The 23,509-nt window shown below is 72.0% G+C and carries 1 protein-coding gene (cut by a window edge); it reads left to right on the top strand.

The features are described 5' to 3' along the window. Window positions 1-23,494, top strand: partial view of a lonely Cys domain-containing protein gene (locus tag ACWDSL_RS09090; protein WP_450483247.1) — the 3' portion only. Its footprint begins 14,030 nt before the window's first position; 23,494 of the gene's 37,524 nt are visible here — the last part of the coding sequence; the start codon falls outside the window, past its left edge; the stop codon is at window positions 23,492-23,494. Window positions 23,495-23,509: the final 15 nt, after the last annotated feature.

Genomic DNA, 23,509 nt, shown 5'->3' on the forward strand with positions numbered 1-23,509 from the left:
CGGGACCGCCACCCAGCCCGCACAGCCCGCCTGGGTGGGCCAGGGGCAGCCCATGCCGCTGCTGAACCTGATCCATGTGGACCAGGCCGGGAACATCGTGCTGCACCTCCCCGGCCGCCCCCCGCTCTTGGTATCGGAAGACGAGTTCCTGGCACTGCTGGACCTCGATCAGGGGCTGCGCAGTACGCCACTCGCCAATCCGGTGCTGTTCCTGACATCCGGTCCCGGCGCCCTGAGGCCGGAACTGGTGCAGCGGTTCTCCGACCGCACCGGCCGTCCCGCCTTCGGCTACAGCGCGCCGCTGATGCTGACCTCCGGGAATCCGTTCGTCCCGCTCAACATCCTCGCTCTCCTGGATCCGGCCACCCAGACCCCGGGCACCTGGCACGCCGCCTCCCGGCAACCGAACCCGGCCACGCAGCCCTCGGCCTCATCCGAACCCGACAGCATCTTCGCCCCCACGGACCCGACGACAGCACAACCTCCCGCCGCGACAGATCCGTTGCTGTCCGCGCAGACTCGGATGGCGGGTCCGTCGGGTGCGGGGCAGGGGCGGAACTGGACGGGCAAGCCGGTGAGCCGGGTGCGGCCCGGCCGGGTGCGTGTGATCGAGACGCGGCCGGGTGTGCTGGCAAAGATCGCGTCGGAGAAAGACGCGCCGTGGCCGGATTCGGCGTATGTGGTCGCTGCGGACGGCGACCCCGGCGGGGTGAGTGTCCCCGGCGGCCGGGTGCTGGACACGGAGGCGCTGGCCGATTTGCTGGCCGCCGACCCCGAGCTGGCGCGGTTGCCGAAGGACGTGCCGGTGCTCCTGGCTGTGCCGTTCGCGCAGCGGTCCCTGGATCTTCAGTTGCTGGCGGACCGGCTGGGCCGGCGGGTGGTGGGTCCCAGCGGTGACGGGCGGCTGGTCGGTGACGGGTCGGGGAACGCGCACCTTCCGGTGCTGGTCGACCGCGCGGCCGACAAGCCGGTCGGTGTCTGGGCACCCTACGATCCCCAGGCCACGACGCCGCCGTTCGAGGACCGGGAGTGGACGGCGCTGGACGGCACCACCTTCCGGGACAGCGACGTGGACACCCGGCCCCTGGTCTCCAGCGGGCACACGCAGCGGATCGGCCAGATCTCGGTGGAGGACCGCAAGGAGCTGCGGGAGTTCGAGCAGCGGTTCAAGTCGTACCTCGACATGCGGCGGATCGTGCACCAGGTTTCGGCTGGTTCCGGCACTCAGGAGGCTGAGACCGAGAAGATAACCCCTGATCCGGCGGTCTATGTCTACGCTGGTCACGGGCATCCGGGCCGGATGACGCTCGCCCTCCGCGACGGCCGGATCGTGCGGTTGGGCAAGCGGGACGCCGCGCGTTACATCGCCGGGCTGCGCGAGGTGCGCCAGCTGCCCCAGGGGCACCGGCTGGGCCTGGAGGTCTGCTGGAGCGCGGCGGACGGCGACCCGCATCAGCAGCACCCTCATCACGCTCCGCGGCCCCACGTCGACGACCCCTGGGACGACGTCCCGTTCGGTCAGTACGTCGCCAACGAGAGCAGGCGTGAGACCACTTCGGCGACCAGGCAGACCGGGCTGACCTATACCTATCGTGTGCTGATCGCCGCGGCCAATGGTGAGAGGGGGCGTCGTGTCACGTTCCGGCCTGAGCCGCTTGATCATGAGCTGGACGGGCTGGCGCGTGACGCGGGTCTGCACAAGGGCCCGGATTCGGTGCCGGCGGAGACTCGTGCGACCGCGTTGCGGCTGGTGCGGGGGCTGCGGGGCGTCTTCGGCAACGACGTCGAGAACGACCGTGGCACGCCGGGCGGCCGGTACGAGCGGCTGCTCAAGGGCATCGGCGCGCTGGAGACGATGCGCGCGAACGACCCGGCGCTCAGCGGAGTCACCCCGCTGCGGGAGGACATGCTGGCCTTCTACGCCCAGCAGCACAGCGGGAGGACCGGGGACGCCGGGGCCCATGAGTCTCTTCTGGACTTCGCCCGGGACCGTGTCGCGGCGGATCCTGATGCGCGGCTCAGCACGGAGGTGCCGGCGCCTGCTCTGACGACGACGCTCAATGCGCTCGCCACGTCGGGCGAGGCCATATTGCGTTCCGTTCAGTCGCTGCCCGCGGGGGCGACGGCGAGTCCGGGGCAGGTGGCGTCCACTACCTGGGCGATGGTCCGGGCCGGGAAGATGCTGTTCAACGAGATACCGTCGGCGGACCGGGAAGCACACGGCCGCAGTGTGCTCCACCTGACCGACTCGGACCCGTGGGACCTGGCGAAGCAGAAAGGAATCTGGTCCCTGACCGCCAAGGCTCTCGCCGAGGGTCTGGACGTCACCGACCGCAGCCTGCTGGCCGCCTACCACCTGAAGCAGACCGGCGCCTTCGGCCCGGCCGGTCTGCTGTGGCAAGGGCAGAACGTCCAAGGCGTCTACTGGAGCGACACGCCCGCGCCCGAGGGAGTGAACTGGCGCAGCGTGCGTCAGATGACGCAGGGGACGGGCGGGACCACCACTCAAGAGGTCGTGCCGGAATGGGTCGGACCAGAGCTGCCCGACCCCCTTCTGAACCTGATCAATGTGGACCGGGCCGGGAACATCGTGCTGCACCTGCCCGGCCGCCCCCCGCTCCCGGTGTCCGAGGACGACTTCCTGGCGCTGCTGGACCTCGACCCGGCGCTGCGCACAACGCCCCTGGGCACTCCGGTGGTGTTCCTGACCTCCGGTCCCGGGGCCCTGAGGCCGGAGCTGGTGCAGCGGTTCGCCCAGCGCACCGGCCGTCCCGCCTTCGGCTACAGCGCGCCTCTCAGGCTGACCGCCGCCGATCCGTCGGCGCCGCTCGACATCGTCGCTCTCCTGGACCCGGCCACCCAGGCCCCGGGCCACTGGATCAAGGCCACCCGGCAGTCGCCGCCCGTGGAGTCCTCGGGCCCCACCAGCATCGTGAACGCGCCCGACCGGGCAGACCCGGCAGACCCGGCCGCCGCACAGCAAGTGGGTTCGGACGGAACCGATCCGTTGCTGTCCGCGCAGACCCTGATGGCGGGTCCGTCGGGTGCGGGGCAGGGGCGGAACTGGACGGGCAAGCCGGTGAACCGGGTGCGGCCCGGGCGGGTGGGTCTGATGGAGACCCGGCTGGGTGCGCCGGCGAGGGTCGTCGCGGAGGAGGACGCGCCGTGGCCGGATTCGACGTATGTCGTCGCTGCGGACGGCGACCCCGGCGGGGTGCGTGTCTCCGGCGGCCGGGTGCTGGACACAAAGGCGCTGGCCGATGTGCTGGCCGCCGACCCCGAGCTGGCGCGGTTGCCGAAGAACGTGCCGGTGCTCTTGGCTGTGCCGTTCGCGCAGCGGTCCCTGGATCTTCAGTTGCTGGCGGACCTGCTGGGCCGGCGGGTGGTGGGTCCCAGCGGTGAGGGGCGGCTGGTCGGTGACGGGTCGGGGGACGCGCATCTTCCGGTGCTGGTCGACCGTGACGCGAAGAAGGCGTTCGGTCTCTGGGCACCCTACGATCCCCTGGCCACGACGCTGCCGTTCGAGGACCGGGAGTGGACGGCGCTGGACGGGACGAAGTTCCGGGACAGCGACGTGGACACCCGGCCCCTGGTCTCCGAGGATCACGAGCGGTTCGGCCGGATCTCGGCGCGGGACGGCGAGAGCTTGCGGAGGTCGGAGCAAGCGTTCAAGTCGTACCTCGACATGCGGCGGCTCGTGCACGAGATTCCGGCTGGTTCCGGCCGCCAGGACGTTGAGATCGAGGAGATAACCCCTGATCCGGCGGTCTACCTCTTCACCGCACACGGAAGTCCGGGCCTGATGGCGCTCGCGCTCCGCGACGGCCGGACCGTGCGGTTGGGCAAGCAGGACGCCGCGCGTTACATCGCCGGGCTGCGAGAGGTGCGCCAGCTGCCCAAGGGGCACCGGCTGGGCCTGGAGGTCTGCTACAGCGCCTCGGACGCCGACCCGCGTCAGTCGCATGGCGTGAACCAGCCCGTGCCCCACGTCGACGATCCTTGGGCTGACGTCCCGCTCGGTCAGCATGTCGCCAACGAGAGCAGGCTGGAAACCAAGGCGACCACCAGATCGACCGGTATAGGGAGTACCAGTCGTGTGATGACCGCCGCGGTCAATGGGGAGAGGGGGCGGCGTGTCACGTTCCGGCCTGAGCCGCTTGATCATGAGCTGGACGGGCTGGCGCGTGACGCGGGTCTGCACAAGGGTCCGGGTTCGGTGCCGGCGGAGACTCGTGCGACCGCGTTGCGGCTGGTGCGAGGGCTGCGAGGCGTCTTCGGCAACGACGTCGAGAACGACCGTGGCACGCCGGGCGGCCGGTACGAGCGGCTGCTCAGCGGCATCGGCGCGCTGGAGACGATGCGCGCGAACGACCCGGCGCTCAGCGGAGTCACCCCGCTGCGGGAGGACATGCTGGCGTTCTACGCCCAGCAGCACAGCGGGAGGATCGCGGATGCCGCCGCCTACGAGTCTCTCCTGGACCTCGCCCGGGGCCGTGTCGCCGCGGATCCCAATGCGCGGCTCAGCACGGAGGTGCCGGCGCCGGCTCTGACGGTGACGCTCAATGAGCTCGCCACGTCGGGCGAGGCCATATTGAGTTCCGTTCAGGGGCTGCCCGCCGGGGCGACGGCGAGCCCGGGGCAGGTGGCGTCCACTCTCTGGGCGATGGTCCGGGCCGCGAAGATGCTGTTCAACGAGATACCGCCGGCGGACCGGGAAGCACACGGCCGCAGTGTGCTCCACCTGACCGACGCGGACCCGTGGGACCTGCCGAAGCAGAAAAAAATCTGGACACTGACCGCCAAGGCTCTCGCCCAGGGCGTAGACGTCACCGACCGCAACGTGCTGGCGGCCTTCCACCTGAAGGGATTTGCCTTCGTCAAGTCCAAGCTGCTGAGGCAGGGGCAGGTGGTACAGGGCGCCAACTGGAGCGACACGCCAGCGCCTGCGGGGGTCAACTGGCGCAGCGTGGAGCAGATGACGCAGGGGCCGGGCGGGACCACCACCCAACAGGTCCAGCCGGAATGGGTCGGACCGGGACTGCCCGACCCCATCCTCAACCTGGTTCACGTGAATCAGGCCGGGAACGTGGTCCTGTACCTGCCCGGCGGGCCTCCGATCGAAGTGTCCGACGACGAGTTCCTGGCACTGCTGAGTGTGGAACCGAGTATGCGCAGAGCCAACCTTGTACAACCGGTTCTGTTCCTGACCTCAGGTCCCGGCGCCCTGAGGCCGGAGGTGGCGCAGCGGTTCTCCCAGCGCACCGGCCGTCCCGCCTTCAGCTACAGCGCGCCCCTCGCGCTGACCGCCGCCGATCCGTCGGCACCGCTCAACATCGTCGCTCTCCTGGACCCGGCCACCCAGGCCCCGGGCCACTGGACCGAGACCACCCGGAAGCCGCCGAAGTCGCTCACCCAGCCATCGGCCTCGTCGGGCCCTCGCACCATCTTCGACGCCACAACCCCCACCACCACACAGTCCCCGGCTCGTACGTCCTGGCCGCAGCCGCAGGCCCGGCGCGACACCATCGGGACGTTCCACTTCACGCCCGGCACGGCCGACGACGGCTCCGGGGAACGGGACGAGCGATCCGGCATCGCCTACCCGGCCCCCGTCCAGATCAATGCCACCCCCGTGTCCGCGGCCGACCAGGAGGCCCCCGACGCCGATGCCGAGACCGCCCCCGACGACGGTCCGGGCTGGTCGGTGTCGTCCTGGCGCCCGGCCGGATCACCGGGCATGGTGCGGTTCGCGAGCCTGTACCGGGACCGTGAGTGGCGTCGGCGCAGCGTGGCCCTGGAGTTCGCGCTCGCCGGGGTGGTGAGCGGGGTCGGCGCGATCACCGAGTCCGCCCGCGACGCCACGTTCCGCATGTACGAGCAACTCGCCGCGCGCCACGGCGAGGCCGCGGCGGCGCGTGCCTTCTTCCCCCATGACGCCGTTCCGGCCGACCCCGCGGCCGCGCTGGAGCGGCTGCGTACCCTGTCCCCGGGGCCGCTCACGCTCGATGAGCTGATGACCGCGCTCACCCACGCGGCGTACGCCGGTCCGGGACTGCCGTCCGAACTCGCCGAGGTGCTGTCCCGGCCGGTCGGCCGCCGTGCGCGCTACGCGCCGGGGAGCGCCTACCGTGCCGTGCACGACAGCCGCGGTTTCCGCCGGGTGGGCGGTGAGCGTGGCCCCGCGCTGCGGCTGCTGGGCGCCTACGCCGCGCTCGGCGCGTCTCGCGCGGAGCTGCTCGCGTTCCGCAGCGTGCTCATGGCCTGGATGATTCCGGCCGATCTGCAGTCGCTGCACGAGATCTTCCGCGCCTCCCACCTGATCGGCATGGGTGACGCGGGAGAACGGAGCGTCACCATGCGTGATGCCGCGGGGCTCCACAACTGGGCGGCGGAGGCAGCCAAGGGGGCCGGTCTTCGGCGCCTCGGCCCCGACGATGCTCTCTTCGACCAGCTGACCCCGCCTCATCGCGCGCTGTACGGCGAGCGGATGAGGTACGACCGGCGGTCCACTCCGAGCGCGCTGAACGTTCCGGACGATCTCGAGTCCATGGTCGACTCCGCGCTCGCCGGTCTCCCGCCGTCCGTCACCCGCAGGAGCGCCGTGCTCCAGGGCTGGCTGCGCCACTACGGCCCCAGGGGCAGGCAAGCTCTGGACCGGCTCGCCCCCGCCCACATGACGGCCCTGCACCTCTACAGCGGCCCCGATTACCGGCTGATGAAGGCGTTCCTCAACGGTGAGCGACTCGGCTCGGGGATGGGCCGTCGCATGGTGCGCCTCAGCGTCTGGTCCGTGACCCGGAGGGCGGCGGCGGTCGACCAAGCCGATTTCCTTCCGATGATGCTGCGCAAGCAGCCCAATCTTGAGGACTTGTTCGACGAGATGAGGGCCGTGCCGGACCTCGGGGCGTCGAGCCCCCACGTGTCCCGGCTGCGGATGCGGCTCAACGCGATGGCCGACCGGCTGTACGCCGAGATGCCGCTGCACATCGACATGGCGATCGAGGCGCTGGAGATACTGCCTCCGGTGAACGACGATGTCTGGTGGGGCGACCGCGGCGTGCCGGGTTCGCTGGACGAGCCGCCGGTGGACGGCCCGGTGTACGGCCGGGACACGATCACGATGCCGTTCTTCCGCAGCACATCGCTGCTCCATGGTCAGGCACATGGGTTCATGACCCGGAGCAAGAGGGCGCCCGAGGGCTCGCACCCTGGTCTGGTGCACGTTCCGGGGTCGACGGCTCGGGAGATCAGCCCGTTCGTGGTCTTCCTGTCGGAGACGGAGGCCGTGTATCCGCCGGGTGCGACCTTCGGCATCACCCGCCGGAGCGTCACCGGAACGCCCGCCGACAGGCAGCGGTACGAGGCCATGGTCGCCGAGGAGGCCACTGCGCCCATGGGCGACGCCTCCGACCGCTCCATTCCATCGGTCCGTGAACTCGGCGCGCTGATGGACCTGTTCCACATCGGCCGGGCGGCCGACACCGCCGAGGAGGCGGAGCGGCCCGCGCCGGTGCTGCGGGAGATTCGCGCGGAGGACGGCCGGGTCATCGGTGTGGCGTCGTTCGATGACGCGGATTGGGCGGTGCGGCGGAATCGCTATGCGCGATTGGACAGGGCGACGGACTATGTGTCGTGGGAGCGTGACGCTGACGGGCGTCCGGTGGCGACGCACCGGGCGTTGCCGGGTGGCGGGGCTGCCGGGGGGACGTTCTTCTTCGCTTCGCATGGTGGGGCCGAGGGGCTGGCACTCGCCGAGGAAGGTGGCGGCGTCCGGCGGGATGACGGGTCGTATACGGGGCGGCTGCTCGAATGGGTACGGGGCCGTGGCTTCCGTAGCGTGACGGTGGTGGCGTGTGGTCCTGGCGATGTGCCCGGGAGCGTGGAGGAGGCCAGGGCGCGGGCGCAGCGGTTGGCGGACGCGGCGGGCCTGCCGGTTCATCTGGAGGTGGGCCGTTCCGCGGTGTCCGGTGGTGGGCAGGTGCATCTGCTGGAGGATGCCGAAAAGCGGGCCACGGGGTGGGTGACGGCGTATCCGGCCGGTTGGCCGGTTCCGGCAGCGGCCCCGGCCCCGGACACCGGCACTCCCGGGACCACCGCCACGTACCCGGCTCCCGCCCAGGTCAACGCCACACCCGTGGCCGCGGCCGACCCGCAGAGCGCTGCCTCCGACGACGGTCCGGGCTGGTCGGTGTCGTCCTGGAGGCCGGCCGGATCGCCGGGCAGGGTGCGGTTCGCGCGGCTGTACCGGGACCGTGAGTGGCGTCGTCGCAGCGTGGCCATGGAGTTCGTGTTCGCGGGGTACATGGGCCAGGTCGGCGCGTTCACCGAGACCGCTCGTGATGCCGTGCTCCGCATGTACCAGGAGCTCGCCGCGCGCCACGGCGAGGCCGCGGCGCAGCGCGCCTTCTTCCCGCCGACCGCGGTTCCGGCGAACCCCGCGGCGGCGCTGGAGCGGCTGCGCACGCTGCCGCCGGGGCCGCTCGCGCTGGATGAGCTGATGGCCGCGCTCACCCGCGCGTCGTACGCCGGTCCGGGGCTGCCGCGCGAGCTCGCCGAGGCGTTGTCCCGTCCGGTGGGCCGCCGGGCGCGGTACGCCCCGGGCAGTGCGTACCGTGAGGTGCACGACAGCCGTGGTTTGCGCCGGGTGGGCGGTGAGGATGGCCCCGCGCTGCGGCTGTTGCAGACCTTTGCCGCGCTCGGTGCGTCGCCTGCCCAACTGTTCGCGTTCCGCGGCGCGCTCATCGGCTGGATGATCCCGGCCGATGTGCAGTCGCTGCACGAGATCCTGCGCGCCTCCCACCTGCTCGGCCTGGGGAACGCCCAAGAACGCGGCGCCGTGCTGCGCGACGGAGCCGGGCTCCACAACTGGGTGGCGGACTCCGCACGGAGCGCAGGCTTCCACAGGTTCGATCCTCACGGTCATCTGATCCCGCCGCATCGCCGGTTGTACGGCGAGCGGATGACGTACAGCGCGGACATCACCCCCAGCGAGCTGGATCTCCCGGGCGATCTCGTGAGGCTGACCGGCGCCGCGCTCACCGGGAATCTGCCGTCCGGCACCCGAAGGGAGCGGGCACTCCACGACTGGCTCCGCGAGTACGGTGACGCGGGTATGCAGGCTCTGGCGCGCCTGGCACCGGCCCACCTGACGGCCATACACCTGTACAGCGGGCCTGACTACCGGCTGGTGAAGGCGTACCTCAACGGTGAGCGTCTCGGCTCGGGGATGGGCCGTCGTCTGCTGCGCTCCAGCGTCTGGTCGTTGACCCGGCACGCGGTGGAGATGGACGCGCCCGCTTTTCTGCCGATGATGCTCCGCAACCATCCCGACCTCGATGAGCTCTTCGACGACATGCGGGCCGAATCGGACCTGGGTGAGCCGGGCCCCGAGGTGGCCGAGCTGAGGGAGCGCTCGGATGCGATGGCCGACTGGCTGTACGACCAGCTGCCGCTGCACGTCGACATGATGATCGAGGGGCTGGAGATCCTTCCGCCCGTGGGGCGTGACGTCTGGTGGGGCGACCGCGGGGTGCCGGGTCCGCTGGGCGGGCCGCCGGTGGACGGGCCGGTGTACGGCCGGGACACGATCACGATGCCGTTCCCCCGCAGCACATCGCTCGTGCGCGCCCGGGCACATGAGTTCATGACGTGGAGCAAGCGCCCGCCCCAGGGCTCGCACCCCGCTCTGGTGCATGTTCCGAACTCGACGGCGCGGGTGATCACTCCCTTCGTGGCCTCCCTGTCGGAGGCGGAGGCGACGTATCCGCCGGGTGCGTTCTTCCACCTCACCCACCGGGGCGTCGTTCCCGGTGACCAGCGGACGGTCCCGCACGAGTCCATGACCGTCCAGGAGGCCACGCCGCCCGGAGACCAACCCTCCGACGGCGCCGCTCCGCCGCTCCGCCAACTCTGGCTGTCCCATGACCTGTTCAGCATCGGTCCGCAACCCGCGCCGGTGTTGCGCCCGATTCACGGGGAGGACGGCGAGCTCATCGGTGTGGCGTCGTTCGACGACGCGGACTGGGCGGTGCGCCGCGAGCAGTACTCCCGGTTGGGCCGTGCGACGGGGTTCGTGTCGTGGGAGCGTGACGGCCAGGGCCGACCGGTGGCGACCCACCAGACGTTGCCGGGTGGCGGCAGGGCCGGCGGTACGTTCTTCTTCGCGTCGCACGGTGGGCCCGAGGGGCTGGCGCTGGTCACCCAGGACGGCGGCGTCCGGCGTGATGACGGTTCGTACGCGGGGCGGTTGCTGCGGTCGGCGCGGGGTCGTGGGTTCCGCAGCGTGACGGTGCTCGCGTGTGGTCCCGGCGATGTGGCGGGGAGCGAGGCGGAGGCCAGGGCACGGGCCAAGCGGATGGCGAACCAGGCGGGGCTGCCGGTTCATCTGGGCGGGGGCCGTGCCGCGGTGTCCGAAGGGCTGCCGCATCTGCTGGAGGACGCCGAGGGGCGGGCCACGGGGTGGGTGACGGAGTATCCGGACGGCTGGTCGGGCCCCGAGGTACCGGCCCCGGGCACGGGAACCGGGAATCGCGTCGCGGTCGGCTATCCGGCCCGCGAACAGTTCAACGTCACGGGCAGCGTGCGGGACGCCACCCCGGAGGAAATCGAGCGCATCGACGCCGCTGGGGGAGCGGCCTGGGCGGTGTCGGCCTGGCAGCCGGCCGACGCCGCGGGCACGGCGCGGTTCACGGGCTTCTACCGGGACCGTGAGTGGCGGCAGCGCAGCGTCGACTGGGAGGACACCCTCGCCGAGGCGCTGAGCGACATCCCCGAACTCGCCGAGGTGGTCGGGCTGGCGGTGCGCGGCGTGTTCGAGAAGCTCGCCGAGAGCAACGGAGAAGAGCGGGCGCTGCGCGCCTTCTTCGCCCCGGACACGATGCCGGAGAACCCGGCTGCCGAGTTGGAACGGCTGCTCGACGCGCCCCCGGGGCCGGAGGCGCTGGACGGGCTGATGAGGGCCCTCCTCCACGCCGCGTACGCCGGTCCGGGGATGCCCTCCCAGGTCGAGCGGGCGCTGTCCGCGCTCGGCCGCGGATCCCGGCTCCACCCGGCGGACAGCGCCTACCGCGCCGTGCACGACAGCCGTGGCTTCCGCCGGGTGGGCGGCGAACGCGGCCCCGCGCTGCGACTGCTGCGGATGTTCGCCGCGCTCGGCCTGCCGCCGTCCACGCTGCCGGTGTTCCGCACCGCTTTGACCGCCTGGATGATCCCGACCGATCTGCAATCCCTGCACGAGATCCTGCGCGCCTCCCACCTGATCGGCATGGGCGACCCGGACGAGCGGGCCGCCACGGGCCGCGACGCCGCCGGGCTGCACAGCTGGGCGCGGGACCACATCGCGGAGGGCGGACTGCTCCGGCTCGACCCCGCCGACCGCCGGCTCTCCGCCCTGATCCCGCCGCACCAGGCCGTGTACGACGACCGTATGACGTTCCCGGCCGTGCTCACCAATACGGTGGATGTGCCTGATGCCCTGGTCACCATGGTCGATGCCGCGCTCGCCGGCACACTGCCGCCCGCGACCACCGACAGGCTCGAGGCCATGTCCAAGTGGCTGGACCGTTACGGAAGCCGCGGCATCGAGGCGCTCAAGCGGCTCGCCCCCGCCCACATCACGGCCCTGTACCTCTACAGCGGTCCCGACTACCGGCTGATGAAGGCGCTGCTCAACGGTGAGCGGTTCGGCCCGGGCATGGGCCGACACCTGGTGCGCTTCACCACATGGAGGCTGGTGCGCGACGCGGTACTGATGGAAGATCCCGACGAGCTTCCGCTCGTACTGCTCAGTCATCCTTCTTTGCTGGAGGCGTTCGACGAGCTGAGTGAGCTGGCGGACCTGGAGACACCGAGCCCGGAGCTGTCCCGTCCCCGGCGCCGGCTGGACGCCATCGCCGCCCGGCTCTACGACGAGCTCAAGCTGCACGTGGACATGGCGATCGAGGCGCTGGAGATCCTGCCGCCGGTCGGGCGGAACGTCTGGTGGGGCGACCGGGGGGCGCCGGGGCCGTTGGACCGGCCCTCGGTGAACGGCCCGGTCTACGGCGCCGAGACGATCGAGTTGCCGTACTTCCGCAGCACCTCGCTTCGGGTCGAGGCGGCACGGGACTTCGCACTGGACAACAGGTCGGTTCCCCAGCATTCGCACCGCAAGATGGTCGAGGTCAGGAACTCGACGGCTCGGGAAGGCGCCCCTTTCTTCGCGTATCCGATGGAGCACGAGGCGCTGTATCCGCCGGGCATGAGGTTCGACATCATCAGCCGACGGCGGGTCGACGGGGACAGGACGGGCCGCTCGTACGAGAGCCAGACGGTCGAGGAGGCCACTCCGCTGCCGGACGGCCGCTCCGCGGCCTCACGGGTCCACCCCTTTCCCGAGGTGCTGAGCGAAGGTGGTGCCGTCGCGGACGACCTCTTCGACCTCGGTTCCTCCGACGCCGAGATGTCCGACGCCGAGATGTCCGACATCGACATCGACATGGACTCCGACGCGGACGGTGACACGGACACCGGCACGCCTGTGCTGCGGGAGATTCGTGGAGCGGACGGCAGGGTCATCGGTGTGGCGTCGTTCGATGACGCGGACTGGGCGGTGCGGCGGGACGCGTACGCGCGGTTGGACGGTGCGACGGGTTTTGTGTCGTGGGAGCGTGACGCTGAGGGCCGGCCGGTGGCGACGCACCGGGCGTTGCCGGGTGGCGGGGCTGCCGGGGGGACGTTCTTCTTCGCTTCGCATGGTGGGGCCGAGGGGCTGGCACTCGCCGAGGAGGGTGGCGGCGTCCGGCGGGATGACGGGTCGTACGCGGGGCGGTTGCTGGAGAGTGTGCGGGGTCGTGGTTTCCGTAGCGTGACGGTGCTGGCGTGTGGTCCTGGCGATGTGCCCGGGAGCGTGGAGGAGGCCAGGGCGCGGGCGCAGCGGTTGGCGGACGCGGTGGGCCTGCCGGTTCATCTGGAGGTGGGCCGTGCCGCGGTGACCAGCGGGCGCGATGGTGGTCCGGCGCTGATCCACGCGCTGGAGGATGCCGAGGGGCGGGCCACGGGGTGGGTGACGGCGTATCCCGCCGGCCGGCCGGCCACCGACGCACCGGCCTCGGACACCGGACGTCCGATCGCGGCCGACTACCCGGCCTCCGGACTGATCAACGCCGACAGCGACATGGACCTCGATTCCCACTCCGGCGAGGCATCCGAGTCCGACGAGGCATCCGAGTCCGGCAACGAGTTCGACGGCGACCTCGACTCGCTCATGCAGATCCCGTCCTGGCGGGTCACCGGCGCGCCTGACACTCCTCGCTTCACCGGGTACTACGGGAACGCCAACTGGCGCCAAAAGAGCCTCGACTTCGAGTTCGCGCTGGCCCAGCTCCTGGCCGGGCACCCGGATATGGTCACCACGGTGCGCCAGATACTCGGCCGCGCATACCAGTTCCTCGCCCAGCGGTACGGGGAGGCGGCGGCCACCCAGGCGCTCTTCCCACCGCAGGACCCGATGTGGGCGGCACCGGGCGGCCCCCTCGCGCAGCTGCTGGGACCGGGCGCCACGGCCACCCTGCCCCAGCTGATGTCGGCGTACGCCAACGCGGTCTTCGCCAACGCCGACAGCCCCGCGACCATCAGCCGCGCCCTGCCCGGCAGGATTCGTTACGTCGGACAGCCCGTGCCGAGGCTGAACCCCGCGGACCATGCGAGTTGGCAGCGGCACGACGCCCGAGGCTTCCGACAGGTGGGAGGTGTGAACGGGCCGGCGCTGTGGCTGCTTCAGAGCACCCATGAGCTCGGAGCCACCCCCGCCGAGCTGAGCACCTTCCGCGCGGCACTGATCGCCTGGACGGTCCCGGCGGGTCTGCAGTCCCTCCACGAGGTCCTGCGGTCCTCGCACCTGATCGGTCTGGGCGGGGCGGAGGAGCGCCTCGCGACGGCCCGGGACGCCGCCCGTATGCACGGTTGGGTCAGGGACCACCTCGTCCCCTGGCAGCACATCCCGCAGAACCCCCAGGGCATCGCTCTCATCAACCGTCTGCGCGCACCCCACGTGGCGCTGTACAGCGAAGGCGTGCACTATCCCCGCGAGGCGATCGGTGAACTCGCCGTCCCGGATGACCTGCTGGCGATGGTCGACGCCCTTCTCTCCCCCGGCCCTTCGACGTTCCCCGACGAGGAACGCATGAACGTGGCACGAGAGTGGCTGGCACGGTACGGCGCGGAGGGCCGGGCCGCGCTGCGGAGGATGGCCCCGGGCCACATCACCGCCCTGTACATCTACAGCATGTCCGACTACCGGCTCATGAAAGCGCTCCTGAACGGTGAGCGGTTCGGACGGCACGCGAGCCGGTGGCTGCTGCGCTCCGTCGCCTGGAGGCTGGTCAGGCGCGGTGTCTACAACGCGGCGGAATGGGAGAACTTCGTTCCCTTGACGCTGCGGACTCAGCGGGGTTTCGGGGAGGTGTTCCAGGCGTTGCTGGACCTGTCCGACGTGGACCCCGACCTGGACCCCAGCCCCGAACTGTCGCGGCTGCGCCGTAGGCTCGACAGGATCGTCGACGGGCTCCACGCCCAGCTGAAGCTGCACATCGAGATGGCCGTCGAAGCTCTGGAACTGCTCCCCCCGGTGCGGCGTACCGTCTGGTGGGGCGACCGGGGCGTGCCCGGGTCACTGGCCCGACCGGCGACCAACTCTCCCTTGTACAACGGCGCTCTGATCTCGGTGCCGTTCTTCCGCAGCACCTCCATGGATGAAAGCGAAGCCATGGACTTTGCACTGTCCAAGAGGCTCGCGCCGTCGAACACCCACCGTGGGGTGTTCGAGGTTCCCGACTCGACGGGCAAAGAGATCGCCATGTTCTCCGCCTACTCCGTCGAGTCGGAGGCCCTCTATCCGCCCGGTACCTTCTTCCTCACCCAAAACCGGACCATTCGCACATACGTCAATAGGTCGAAGCGCCAGAAGTACGCGTACTCCGTGGTCAAGGAGAGCAGCGGCCACTGGCCGGCGCCGCCGAGGCCCGCGGCCGACCCGGTCGACGGCGACGAGCAGATCCTCCGCTCCTTCTACGCGGATCCGCGCTGGTGGAAGCTGAGTGGGGAGTACGAAAGGGCCCTGGGCGAGGTGCTTGCCCACGACCCCGCCGTGCTGGACGCGGCGCGCGCGGCTGTCCGCATCCTGTACACCTATCTGTCGCACCACCTCGGCGCCCGCGCGGCGGCGTCCGCCTTCTTCCCGGAGATGTCCGAGGCGGACGACCCGCAGGCGCAGATCGACCTCCTGCTCGACGAGGACGCGACGACGAACGTGCGCACGCTCGTGCTCGCGCTCGTCGACGCCGGGTACGCGCCCTCGGGCGACGGGGTGTACTCGCTCAACCGGCTGTGGAGGACCCGCCCCGAGCTGAACGTCCAAAACCAGCTCACCATGGTCAAGGACGCGCACCCGCACAAGCGCTCGGACCACTGGTACAAGGACCGGCACGACCGGCTGGGCCACGGAGTCGGCGACGGCTACGCGGAAGGGACGCAATGGCTGCTCCACGCGTTCCGGAACCTGCCGGGCACCGACCCCGCCCTGCTGCTGGGGCTGCGCAACGCCCTGCTGGCGGCCCGTCTGATGTTCGGCGAGCACTCGCTGGCCGAGGTGCTGGAGGCCGCCCAGTCGGCCGGGGTGCGCGACGATGCCGAGCCCGAGCCGGGGGACGTCGAGGCGGCCCGGCTGTACGCCTGGGCCGACGCCGTCTTCGCGCCCCAAAAGCGCCTCGACTCCGAGCCCGAACTGCGCCGGGAGTTCGCCGACGACGGCACCCTGCGCGAGCGGCTGCGCCTGCCCCACCAGCGGATGTACCAGCAGCGCACCGCCTGGCTCGCGCCCTGGATCACCGGCAACGCGGCCGAGCCCGCCGCCATCACCGAGCTCGCCGGTCTGGAGGGGAGCACCTGGAGTGCCGAGGACCTGCGGACGCTGCCGTGGCCCACGGGCGAGGCGGCCCGGGAGCGGCGCCAGGCGCTGCGCGCCTGGCTGCTGCGGCATGAGAGCCAGGCGCTGCTGCGCAATGTCACCGCGGCGCACGTCCCCGCGCTCTATCTGATCAGCGGCCCCGACGGCGCGCTGACCGACCCACGGTTCACCACGGGCCCCGAGTCACTGGACCGGCTGCGCCAGGCCGTGGGCACGATGGTCCATCAGCGCGTCGCCCACGGTGCTCCGGAGCAGGCGTTCCCGCTGACGCTGCTGCGCGACCCGCGCTTGCGGGCCCTGGTGCGGCAGGCCAGGAGTGTGCCGCCGCTGGTCCCGAACCGGGCTGCCGCACTGGCCCAGATCGGTCAGCGGGCCGTGGCGCGCGCCGTCGAGCTGGCGGCCGGGATGCGCGGGGAGCTGGCCGTCCTGCGGCGCATGGCGCGCGAAGCCCTGCACCTGCTACCGGCGGTGGACGCGCCGGTGTACTGGTCCGCCTGGGAACCCGGGACCCTGGAGGAGGCCCAGGGGACGGGCATGGCGGGAGTCGCCCTCACCAAGCCCGCCTTCCACCTCGCCTCGGCCTCGCGGAGCGTCGGGCTGCGCATGGTGTCGGGCCGCCCGCCACAGGGGGAGAGCCACCCGGTCCTGTACGAGGTGCGCCGGACCTCCGCGCGGGACATCGCGCCGTTCAGCCGGACGCCTGAGGCGCGGCAGGCGATGTTCCCGGAGGAGACCCGGTTCGAGGAGGTGTCCCGCGAGGTCCGCTACGACGCCTCGCTGGGCCGTAGCCACGTGCACGTGATCCTGCGTGAGATGCCGGCCCGGCCCGCGCCCGAGCCGTGGGACCGGGAGATCCTCACCCGTCCCGTCATCGCTCTCGACGGCACCTGGTCCGGCGTCACCAGCTACACGGCGCAGGAGTGGTCGGAGCGCCACCACGCGCTCGCCAACCTGCCCGTCCTCACCTACTTCAAGTACTACGACACCGAGGCCGAGGAGTGGGAGGACGACCGCGTCCCCGTGCCCTGGAGCCGAGGCTCCCTGTTCTTCGCCGCGCCCAGCGACGGGCGGCTGGTCCAGGTGGGCTCCCGCTACGGATCCAAGCTCGCCACCGCCGGACAGGTCGGCAGCTTCCTGCGCGAGCTGCTGCGCGACTCCGCCGCCGGGGAGAACGCCGCGCTCGTCGTCTTCGGCTCGCCCGCCGGGGCCGGGCCGCTGGCCCAGCGGATGGCCGACCGCTCGGGGCACGATGTCGTCGGCTCCACGGCTCCCAGCGATACCTACGACCGGGGCGAGCGCGCGAACCCGCGCCACGGGCTGGAACTCGAACACGATCCGGGGCAGCCCGCCCCCCGGTGGCTGATCCGCACCCCGCGCGCCGAGGACGGCACCGAGGACGAGGCGCCGCGCGATCCGTCACGGCACGCCGACCGTTTCGCCGCGGTGTACGCCGACCCGCTCTGGGCGGAGGCCGCCCGCGACTGGGAGCGGGCGCTGGGCCGCGCCCTGGCCGGGGATCCGCGGGTCATCGCCGCTGCCCGCGCGGCGGTGCGGGCCGCCCACCGGTTTGTCATCGGCCGGTTCGGCGAGGCGGAAGCCGCGTCGATGTTCTTCCCCACCTCCGACGAAGACGCAGGCGTGGACCTCGACGCCGCCCTGCGGCGGCTGCTGGACCCCGACGGCGGCGCCGGGCTGCCGGAGCTGATGGACGCCTACGCGAGGGGTACGGGGCTCTCCGTCTGGTTCAGGCCCCCGGCGCCGCTGGACCGCGAGGGCAACTGGTACCGGGAGTTCCACCGCGACCGGGGCTTCCCCGTGGGCCATGGCCCCGCCGACGTCGCCCGCGACGCGCTGTCGCGCTACTCGCGGCTGTCCGGCGTGCGACGGGCCGATGTCATGGCCTTCCGGGAGGCCGTCATCGGCTGGCAGCTGTCCATGGGCCGCCACTCCCTGATCGAGGTCCTTCTCGCCTCCCACACTCTCGGCCTCGGGGACACCACCGAGCGTGCCGCGGCCCTCGGTGACGCGGTCCACCTCCACCAATGGGCCGACGATGCCCTGACCCCTCGTACCCGCCCCGGCGCCGAAGAGCTCGCCGGCGACCTGCGGTTGCCGCACCGGCGCCTGTACGGCACGGGAGCCGGCACGGCGCCCGACGGTCTCATCGACGCCATACGACGCGGTGAGCGGCTGCTCTCCGGGGAATTCGACCCCGAAGGGCTGCTGGGACGCGAGGAGGCGCTGCTCGACTGGCAGCGGCGCCACGGCGGTTCGCCCCTCGGCGGCCTGGACCGCGCCCACATCACCGCCCTCCACCTCCTGGGCGGTCCGGACGCCGCACTTCTGGGCAGGCCCAACCCGGTGGCGTCGGCCCAGTCCGTCGCCGCCGGCGAACTCCGCGGCGGCCGCCTCGCCTTCCCCGTCGTGCTGATGAACGACCCCGGCTTCCGCGGCCTCGCCGCACAGGCCAAGGCGATTCCCGAGTCCGCTCCCGACCGCTCCGAGCGGCTGGCCGCGCTGGTCCCCGCCATGGGGCAGCGGATCGGCGAACTGGCCGCCCGTATCCAGGCGGACGTGCCCCTGCACACCGCCTTCGGCTCCGAGGCACTCGACCGGCTGCCTCCGGTGAATGCCCCCGCGTGGTGGACGGCCTGGCTGCCCGGCGACCTCCCCTCCGGCCCCGACGGCACCGAACTGCCCAGGTCGCTGGACGGGGTCTCCACCTCCCCGTTCCACGTGGCGCGGCGCACGGAGGAGACCGCGCTGGACAAACTGTGGTCCGACGGCGATCCGCCGGCGGGCGGGCACCCGGTGGTCTTCGAGGTGGAACGCTCCTCGGGCCGCGATGTCTCGGTCTTCGCCGCGGACCCGGAGGACGAGCCGGTGGTCTATCCCGACCCGGCCGACTTCACGGTGCTCCGCCGCTCGATCCGTACGGATCCGGAGACGGGCCGCCGCTACGAACACGTCCTGCTCGCCGAGACCGCCGCCACCAGCCGGGCGCTCGCCGCCCCGCCGACGCCCTCCGAAGCCCCGGCCCCGGCCTACCCGGAGCCCGACTTCTGGAACACGCCCTGGGAGGGGCACGAGACCGCCCGGTCCCTGGACGGGATCGTGGTCCAGGAGATCCGGGCGGACGGGCGGACGGTCGGCAAGACGTCGTTCTCACGGCGCGACTGGGCGCTGCGCGAGCGTCCCTACGGCCATCTGCCCGAGGCCGCGCACTACACCGAGTGGAGCCGAGGCCCCGGCGGCGAACGGGTCGCCCGGCGCCGCCCGCTGCCCGCCACGGGCCGTACCGGCACGTTCTTCTGGTCGTCCCATGGCAAGGACGGCGGCTACGCCCTCGTCCGCCGGGACGACATGCCCGTCGGCGCCGACGACGAGATGGTGGGGCGTCTCCTCGGCGGGGATCTGGCCGCGGCCGGCTTCACCAGCGTCACGGTGCTCGCGTGTGACCCCGGTGCCGTACCCGAAGCCGACACCCTGGCGCGGGCCGTCGACCGGGCGCAGGGCATCGCGGACGCCACCGGCCTGGATGTGTACATCAACACCGGCGGGATGGCGGTCACCCCCGGCCGGGACGAGGGCGGCGGCGCCACGGCCGACATCCACCTCCTGGAGTCCGCTGACGGCAGTCCGACGACATGGCTGCGCATCCCCCCGCGAGGCCGTGCCGGAGCCGGCTCGCTCCCGGGCCTCCCGGAGCCCCCACCGTCCGCCGGCACGGAACCCGGCCCGCCCGCGGGCGTGGACAATCCCTGGTCCGTGCCCGGATGGCGGGTCGCCGGGCTGCCCGAAACGGTGCGATTCGCGTCATACTATGGGCAGCGCGAATGGCGCAACCTCAGCGCGCGGTTCGAGTACACCCTCGCCGAGAGGTTGGCCACCCACCTCGGGACCGTTCAAGCCGTCGCGACGGCCGTCGTCCGGCTGCACCAGTTCCTGGCACAGCGGCACGGCCCGGCCGCCGCGGACCGGGCGTTCCTCCACGGGCCGGGGGCCGAGCCCTGGCTCCGGGAGCCCGGCGCGGTACGCCGGTTCCTGGACAGTCGGCCGCCCCTGGTCAGCCTGATGTCCGTGTTCGCCAACGCGGCGTACGCCGTCGAAGGGTCCACCTCCCTGCTCCACACCCTGCCCGGGTGGCTCCAGTCGCCGCGGGCGCCGCGGCCCCGGGGCCCCCGGCAGGGCGCGTACCGTACGGCGCACGACCCGCGCGGGTTCCGGTACGTCGGAGGGACTGCGGGCCCGGCTCTGTGGCTGCTCCAGGCCTACCAGGCGATCGGAGCGAGCGAAACAGAGCTGCTGGCCTTCCGTACCGGGCTGGTGGCCTGGTCCATCCTGAGCGACAGTCACTCCCTGCACGAGGTGTTGCGCGCCTCGCACCGGCTCGGCATGGGCGACGAAGCGGAGCGCACCGTGGTCGACCGGGACGGAGTACGTCTCCACCGGTGGGCCCAGCGTGCCTTCCCCCTCGGCATACCGCTGCCGCACCACCAGATGTACAACAGCCGGGCGCGCTTCGTTTCCCCGTACGGCGTCTCCGTGCCCGAGGACATCCGTAAGGCGCTGGACGCCGCGATGGCCGGGCAGCAGATGGACACCGAGGACAACCGGGTCGAGGCCGCCACGGAGTGGCTGGAGCGGTTCGGCGAGGCGGGCCGGGCGGCCGTCCGGGCCCTGGCCCCCGGGCACCTGACCGCGCTGTACCTCTACACCGGCGACGATCACACGCTGTTCAAGACCTATGTCGCGGGAAGCCGCTTCGGTGCGGCGGTCGGCCGCTGGATGATCAGGAGGCTGGTGTGGAAGTACGCACGGGAGATCGCCGTCGGTGAGAACTCGGACCTGCCGCAGCTGCTGAAGGACGACCTCGACTTGAGCGAGGCGATCGCTGACCTGGTCGACCTGGGGCCGGACGCGGACGGGCCGGCCGTCGCCGAGGTGCGGCGCCGGGTGAACCACGCCGCCGACGGGCTGTACGCCGATCTGGCCGCGCACGTCGACATGGCGGTGGAGGCGCTGGAGATCCTGCCACCCCTGAACGGACCGGTGTGGTGGGGCGGCTGGGCCTCGGGCCGCCTGGCGGAGACCCCGGGCGATTCGCCGCTCATCACGGCGGACACCATGTTCATCCCGCGATTCCGCAGCACCACCGAATACCAGTTCACGGCCATGGAGTACATGCGGGACGACGAGGAGGACGTGGAGGACCGGCACCCGATGCTGGCGCACGTCCCCCATTCGACGGGCCGGTTGGTCACCCCCTTCTCGCCGTGGATCGACGAGGACGAGGTGCTCTACGCACCGGGCTCCGCCGTGCACATCGAGGTGCGCGACATCGCCACCGACCCCGAGACCGGGTGGGAATACGCCGACTACACCCTGCGGGAGATGCCCCCCTACCCGCCCACGGCCTACCACAACGCCGACGACGAACCGTCGCCGCGGATCGTGGAGCTTGGCGACGACGAGGACACGGACGAGGCGGAGACAGCCGGGGAGGACACCGCCCTCAGCACCCGCGAGCCGGCGCCGCGCGGCGCCTACCGGCGCACCGGGCCGTACGCCGCCGAACTCGACGGCACGGTCTTCGCGCTGCACGAGTCGCCCGGGGAGGGCGACCGGCTGGCCGACACCCTCCTGTTCGCCCTCCGGTACGCGGCACCCGACGCGCTTCAGGACGCGGGAATCGACACGCCCGGCACCTTCCGCGACTGGATGGGGCGGAACGTCACCGACGACGACCTGCCTCAGGAGACGCCGCTTCCGCTGGACGGGGGCCGGATGATCCCGTTGAAACTGCTGGACGAGATCGGTGCGGAGATCGACGCCTCCCAGCGCACGGAGGGAGCCCTCCTCGGCGATGTGCTTCCGGCCTCGGGCGTCGGCCTGAGCCCGGCCAAGCGGTTCCGGCTGCTGCTGCGGGACCCCTCGTACGGAGGTGAGAACGGCCCGGGGGCGCTGGCGGACGTGGTTCCGGCGATGGCCACCCGCGCGCTCGGCGTCGAGCTGGCCATGGTGGGCCCGGACGGGCAGGTGACGTTCCACGGCGGCACCTCGGACGACGACACCGCCGCGGACGCACCGCCCGCCCTCCTCGTCCGCGACGGCGACCGCTACCTCGCCGGACTTCCGGACGGGCCGGGCGACGTGGGGAACACCGCCGACCAGGACCAGGACCAGGACCAGGACCAGGGCCCGGACCAGGACCAGGACACGGCGCGGCTGCGCCGGGTGGCGCAGGCCGTGTCCGCCGCGCCCGACTCCGTGCGCCATCGGTTGCGGGACATGACCTCGACCCAGGCCCGGGACGGCTCGCGGCGGGCACCGGACTGGATCCGGGCCCGCATCCGTTACCTCGAGGAGGCCGAGCGCTTCGAGCGGAGGCTCGGCCTGTACCTCGGCGACCACGAGGCGGCCAACGCGCAGCTCGGCGTGATGGTCCGCGAGCTGTGGGACCGGGCCGTGGCGGCAGGCCGCTGGCGCGAACTCGGCTCGGACGACCCCACGATCGACGGCGTGGTGGGTACCGACCGGGACCGGCTCGAGGCGGTGGTCGAGTCCGGCAACCTGCGGGAACGGCTGGGCCTGCTGTATGTCGCCCAGGAGACGACCTCCGACCTGCTCGGCATCTCCCTGCCCCCCGCGTCGCAGATCGCGGACGAATACGTCCACCGGCTGCCCTCGGCGGCGATGACGGCATTCAAGAAGCTGGAGGAGCGGTCGGACGTCCTGACGCCCGAACAACGCGCCCGGCTGGCCGAGATGGAGCGGACGCTTCGGGCACCGGTGCGTCGGGATGAGGTCCGGCCCCCGCTCAGCGACGCCGAGCGCGCGATGATGCCGGACGAGGGCATTGCGTGGATCCCCGGCATGAGCCGCTGGGACATCGCCATGGGCAGCCCTCCCCAGAGCACCGCCGAGGAGAAGGGCGGCTTGGTGCGGGCGAGCATATCCGGCACGACCTACCGTCAGATGCGGCAGGCCGTGGCGATGCGGGACCGATGGGGTCTGGACATCGACCTGGGGCTGCTACGGCTCACGCTGATGGCCGAGATGCTGCCGGTCGGCCACCACTCCCTGCACGAGATCATGCGGGGGTCGCAGCTTGTCCTCGACCAGCTGCGGGAGGACGGCACCCCGGAGTCGCCGGACCTCGACTACATCGACAACTGGGGCCGCTACTGGCGCATTGCCCCGCTGACCGAGGCGGAGCTGCGCACATACGTGGCCACGGACGGCAAGTTCCCGGACGAGCACGCCCTGGAGGCCACGGCCTGGCCGACCGGCATCGGACCGGACGGTGCCTCGGACGAGCAGACCGACCCGGAGGTGGCGGCGTGGCTCGCGGCTCACCGTGACACCCTGGAGGACGTCCAGGACCTCCTGGTGGCGCTGGGGCCCGACGCCGTACTCGACGCCGACGGCGGCTCCCCCACCCCCGAACTGCTGGAGCGCCTGATCGACGACTGGTTCCGCGCCCGGGGTCTGGAGCCGTCCGGCTCTCTGGACGAGAAGCTCCGTCAGATCCTGAATGCCCGCACCTAACATCCCCATGAGGAG

Source organism: Streptomyces sp. NPDC000941 (genome assembly GCF_053599555.1).